Source organism: Bacteroides sp. AM44-19 (genome assembly GCF_003603395.1).
GTDB lineage: Bacteria > Bacteroidota > Bacteroidia > Bacteroidales > Bacteroidaceae > Bacteroides > Bacteroides uniformis.
Window position 1 is genome coordinate 1 of sequence record NZ_QTNB01000058.1, and the last position, 1,496, is coordinate 1,496.

2 protein-coding genes are annotated in these 1,496 nt (G+C 44.7%); both read right to left on the reverse strand.

All coding sequences use genetic code 11. The annotated features are described in order from the left end of the window. A partial coding sequence (locus DW947_RS21355) for an RteC domain-containing protein (protein ID WP_119958636.1) occupies nucleotides 1-530 on the reverse strand: 530 nt, incomplete at its 3' end. Between the two features lie 238 nt (nucleotides 531-768). Continuing rightward, nucleotides 769-1,191 (reverse strand): dihydrofolate reductase family protein, encoded by a 423-nt coding sequence (locus tag DW947_RS21360; protein WP_004291474.1) that lies wholly within the window; start codon nucleotides 1,189-1,191, stop codon nucleotides 769-771. Nucleotides 1,192-1,496 lie beyond the last annotated feature (305 nt).

Here is a 1,496-nt window from a genome sequence, read left to right on the forward strand (position 1 = left end):
TAGGTGCGGCTTTCGTTCTTCCGGCGTTTGATATCAGTGTAGAAGCGGTAGCAGTCTTTAGAATCAACCCCGAATATCTTATAGAGAAGTGGGGCGAGCTGTTTGAGCGGCATATTGCCGTTGTTGATGCAGCCCATCACGTCTATGCCGTAGATAAGTTCCACGAGGTCGATGGCATTGCCCGTCCATTGAAGAAGGCTGGCGGTGGTTTCTGTTGCGTTGTTGGCGGATATTAGTGGTGGCACTTGGGGCGTGGCAAGGAATTTCTGCATCTTTCTTACGAAAGACAGAGCCTTGCTGACGTAGGCGGCAATCTCTCTTTTTTCTTCTGACAGATTACGTACGGGATGGTGCTGCAACTCGATTTCGATGTAGGCAAGCGCGATGACGGTAAGGTTCATGTCCATGCCGCCGTTGCACAGTTCGATCACTTGGGTGGCGAAAGCCGTGTATGCCGTTTCCATATTGCAGTCGCCGGCTTCGTTTATCAGGCGGAAAAAGTCGGTTTCCGCCAGCAAGAAATAATTCATGGTTCTGTCAATTTTGAAAATTACACTTTGTTTTCTGCGTGCGCACATGAATATAATTGGCAAAAAACGCGGCAGAAAATAAAAAATCCAACACTCAATTTTACAAAGTGCTGGATTTCAGAGGTATAAAATTCAGTATTTTTTCACAAGGACAAATTATCTCCGACTTAAATTGTTTGTAATCGGAACATTTATTCTATTCCTGAAAATAGAAATGTATGCTTGCCGCACATTTTGGCTATCTTGCTTTTTTATCAAGGATATAGATAATGCGACATACACCGTTGGGATAGCTTTTCAAAGAGGAAAGCGTCCAGTGTTGCTCTGGCAGAGCCGACTTAAAAAAATGTCGTCCGCTTCCGGATATGAAAGGAACGGTGTATAGTATGATTTCATCCACAGCGTGCATCCGCAGCAGTCCGTTTATATAGTCTGCCGTGTCCGGTGTGGCTTCCGCGAGGTAACGGATGTTTGTGCAGTCTTTTCTCCATTCGTGCAGCATTGAAATGGAATAGTCCGGTGTCACACGGTAAAAGGCTTTCTTCCTGATTTCATCAAGACCGCAACGGTCAAGGCACAAATCCTGATGTGCTTTATCATATAACTCTGAAGAAAGACATCCGTCCATCGTCAGTACGGCGAGAATCTGAACTTTACCCATAATCGTTTCCTTTCGTTAGGCAAGGGTAAAAAAGTAGCGTGCAATTCACACTACCTTCAAGCGATGGCTCTGGTAAAGCCTTTACGGAGAGTACGTGAATGCACGCTATGCGTAAGCATAGCATAAGCATCACGCAATCGTCTCCGTAGTTCCAATTTACCAGATTTTCGCTTGAAACGCCTTGCGGTCTTATCCTATATGTTGGCGGCGAAAAGCTCCTGCCAATCGCCGTTTTTCTCAAATGTTATGCAAAGATAGCCAAATTCAGTGAATTACGGGCTATGATTGCTTGAATTTATATTTAA

Excerpts from the sequence above, each read along its gene's own strand:
- DW947_RS21360 (WP_004291474.1), bottom strand. The coding sequence starts at position 1,191 with ATGGGTAAAGTTCAGATTCTCGCCGTACTGACGATGGACGGATGTCTT.